The organism is Streptomyces sp. MnatMP-M17 (assembly GCF_900091995.1).
Lineage (GTDB): Bacteria > Actinomycetota > Actinomycetes > Streptomycetales > Streptomycetaceae > Streptomyces.
Window position 1 is genome coordinate 1 of sequence record NZ_FMDK01000852.1, and the last position, 3,477, is coordinate 3,477.

Annotated in this window: 3 protein-coding genes; 2 read left to right on the forward strand and 1 reads right to left on the reverse strand. The window is 68.5% G+C overall.

The window, feature by feature from the left end; genetic code table 11:
* Positions 1-605, forward strand: a 605-nt coding sequence (locus GA0115259_RS31915) for a LysR substrate-binding domain-containing protein (protein ID WP_237540639.1), incomplete at its 5' end; no start/stop codon positions are given.
* Positions 606-1,540: 935 nt separating this feature from the next.
* Here GA0115259_RS31915 and GA0115259_RS31920 read toward each other — a convergent pair.
* Positions 1,541-1,873: a hypothetical protein gene (locus GA0115259_RS31920; RefSeq protein WP_093603432.1), complete on the reverse strand. Its 333-nt coding sequence runs from the start codon at positions 1,871-1,873 to the stop codon at positions 1,541-1,543.
* 196 nt (positions 1,874-2,069) lie between these two features.
* On the opposite strand from GA0115259_RS31920, the gene GA0115259_RS31925 reads away from it, so the two are divergent.
* Complete coding sequence (locus GA0115259_RS31925) at positions 2,070-3,314, forward strand: hypothetical protein (protein WP_093603433.1); 1,245 nt, start codon at positions 2,070-2,072, stop codon at positions 3,312-3,314.
* Positions 3,315-3,477 lie beyond the last annotated feature (163 nt).

Below are 3,477 nucleotides of genomic sequence, written 5' to 3' on the forward strand. Positions count from 1 at the left end.
CGCTCCAGATGGATGTCTCGGCCAACGCGCTGCTGCGGGCGGTCGCGGCGGGCCGGCTCGATGTGGCCTTCGTGCACGAGGTGGAGGGCTGCCCGCTCCATGTCCCGGAGGGACTGGAGATGCGGGTACTGGTCGAGCGGGAACCGCAGTTCATCTCCATGGCCCGCGACCACCCGGCGGCGGCCAGCCCGGTGGTGGAACTCGCCGATCTCGCCGGCGACCGCTGGATGGTCGATCCCACGGTGGACGGCGAATGGGACGCCCTGCGCCGCGTACTGGGCGCGGCCGGCCTCAACCCGCCCGTACTGCACGGCGATTATCTGACGGCCGCGTCACTCATCGCGGTCGGCGAGGCGGTAGCACCCTGCCAGCCCACCTCACGCCCCCGCGAGGACATGGCGATCAGACCGTTGAGGGACGACCCGCTGGCGGTCCGCCTACTGCTCTTCTCCCGCCCGGGCCCCACGACCCAAGAGACCTCCATAGGCGCCCAGGTCTACCCGGACCTGGAAGAGGCCTACCGCGAAGCAGCCCTGGGAGCGACCGACTACCGCCTCTGGCTCACCCGCAACAAAAGCCCACTACTGCACGCGCCGGCGCTTTGAGCACGCCTTCAACGGTCAGCAGGAAGCAGATTCGGAGGACGGCAAGGACAACGACAACGACGGTCCGTTGATGCCGGACCGTCGTTGTACATGGCTGGATCCATGAGGGTGTGGGCCGTGCCATGCGATGTCGATTCAGACGCTACGGAAGCGGCTGCACCTCGCGAGGGTGTGCGCGGCAGCCATTCGGCGGCGCCAAGACGCTTATCGAAGACCGGACGCTATATACGTCGAGCTGTGCTGGCCTTCGGCGAGTTTGTCCGTGGTCTTCGGTGCCGAGGTGGCAAACGTCGGAATGCAAATGAGCACTCCGAATACGACTGCCGTGACCGTCATGACCAGAGAGATCGCGAGGGTGTTCTTGGGCATATCTCCGAATTTTCCTAGCTGTCGCGAATGTAACCCAGTGCACCGTATACCCCGTAAGAGTGGTATGCCGCACGCATGTCCGATCCAACGGTTCGTGCGGTTGATAGTCCAGCGGCCCTTGATCACCGCGCCGTCACACCGTCACGCGCCCTCAGGCGGGTCGGGACAGGGAGCGCATACGTTCGTTGTGTGCCCTGAAAGGCCAGGTCAGACCGGGTTGCGGAGACCGATCGGCCTGCTGTTGATGCTCTGTGATCGCGCTGAGCCACCGCTCGGCATTACCGCGACCGTCGTTGCCGCGCCGTTTCTCGCTGCATTGCGGCAGGCGACCACCGGGGCGGGCGCGGCGACACGAGGGATGGGGCCCTGCCCTCCGGCTCCCCGGAGGAAGCCCTTGACCGCGCAGGCGGCCTCCGGCCGTGTTCCGCGAGGCACGCGAACGCGAAGATGCCGTCAAGATGCCGAGGTGGTTCGCCGACCGCGGAGGGCGGCAGGCGGATGCGGTGCGGACCAACCGGGAGCCTCGTTTGCCGTCCTACCCCGCGGCGATTTCGCTGTCCACGGGCTCAGTCCTCCGGGAACGGGGTGTCGCTCCAGCGGAACCAGGCGCGGTCGCCCTTGATGTGGAGGAGGAACTCCGCGACGGGGCCCGTCGGCGAGTGGAGGGAGACCGCGCGCTCGACGGCGTCGTACGACGCCTCCCACGCGGCCTGGTCCTCGTCGATACGGTCGAGCAGTGCCAGCTCGTGGTCGAAGAGCGGCCGTACCGACTCGAACGCCGGGCCGGGCGTGAACCGGCCGCTGAGCCAAGGGAAGTCCGCCACCTCGATGGTGATGTGTCCGACCGTTCGCCCGTCCTCGCGCGCCACCACGCGCCAGACCTCGTCCGTAAAGCCCACCGGCTCTCTCCCGCCGTCCGCCCAAGAGGCCCGTCCGCCCAAGAGGCGACCTCTCGAAGACACCGACATTAGCGGACCGGCAGGCTCCGGCCCTGCAAGGATTCTGCAAGCGCCCGGCAAGGCTTCCACCTGGTTCGGCGGGCATCCCGGCCTCGAAAGGTCCGAGAAGGAACGTCGGGGGACGTCGGGGGAAGTAATGACTGATGTGAAGGGACCCATAGGTCCCGCACAGCCGGAGCCAAGCCAGTGGCTGACACTGGCCGGATGCAGAAATGTGCTGATCGTCGCGCACACCGAGGTGTACGCGCAGCGGCTGCGGGAACTGCTGCCGCTGCTGGAATCCGATCTGCGGATCCAGGTGTTCTTCACCATCGCACCGCACGCGTTCAACGGGGGCGCCGCGCGGGCTCTGCGTGAAATGGGGAACACCCTGCTGCCCTGGGAGGAGGCAGTAAGGACCGAGTTCGATCTCGCACTGGCCGCCGGATCCCAGGGAGTGGAACAGATCCGTGCTCCATTGATCCGTATGCCGCACGGAGCCGGCCATATGAAGTTGTCGCGGGTGGCCGACGACCGGACGCCGGGGGCGTCACGGACCGTCGGTGGCATGGGGCGCCAGTACCTGATGTGGAACGGGAAGGTAGTACCGAAGGCACTCGCCCTGGCCCACCGCGACGATCTGACCACCCTGGCACGCTGGTGCCCGGAGGCCCTGCCCGTGGCCGAGGTGGTCGGTGACGCCTGCCACGACCGCATCGCGGTGAGCCTGCCGCTGCGTCAGCGGTACCGCAGGGCCCTGGGCGTACGTCCAGGGCAGAAGCTGATCCTGGTGTCCTGCACCTGGGGACTCGGCTCGTCCTTCAACCGGCTGGACGCCCTGCTGCCCAGGCTGCTGACGGAGCTTCCGCGCAAGGGCTACCGTATCGCCGTGCTGGTGCACCCCAATGTCGCCGCCGGCCACGGCGACTGGCAGGTACGCGCCTGGCTCTCCGCCTTCCGGCGGCGCGGTGTGGCGGTCATCGCTCCGGAAGCCGACTGGCGCGCCCCGCTGATCGCGGCGGACTGGGTCATCGGCGACCACGGGTCCGTCACCCTGTACGCCACGCTGACCGAGGCCGCCATCCTGCTGGCCCGCTTTCCGGAGCGGGATGTCAACGCAGCTTCCCCGGGAGCCGAACTGGCGCGGATCGCTCCCTCGCTCTCGCCGTCCCATCCGCTGCCGGAACAGCTCGCGTACGCGGCGGCCGAGCGTCCGGCCGAGGAGTACGCGCGGATCGCGGCGCGGATCTCCTCGGAGCCGGGACGGTTCAACCGGCGGATGCGGCGGCTGATCTACCGGATTCTGGGACTGGGCGAGCCCGCGTTCCAGCCGGTGACCCAGCATCTGCCGATGCCATCGGGCCTTGAGCCCGGTGCCGGAGCGACGGAGATACCGGCATGAGCACGCGACGGGGATACCGGCATGAGCCTACGGAAGGAGGCCGCGGAAGCCTGCCCGCCGACGGGCATCTGGCCATCGACCTGGATGGCGGCGCGGCGGAAGTGTGGCGGCAGTGCGCCGACGTGCTGTACGGCAGCCGTCCGCGCCCGCCCGCCGACGCGGA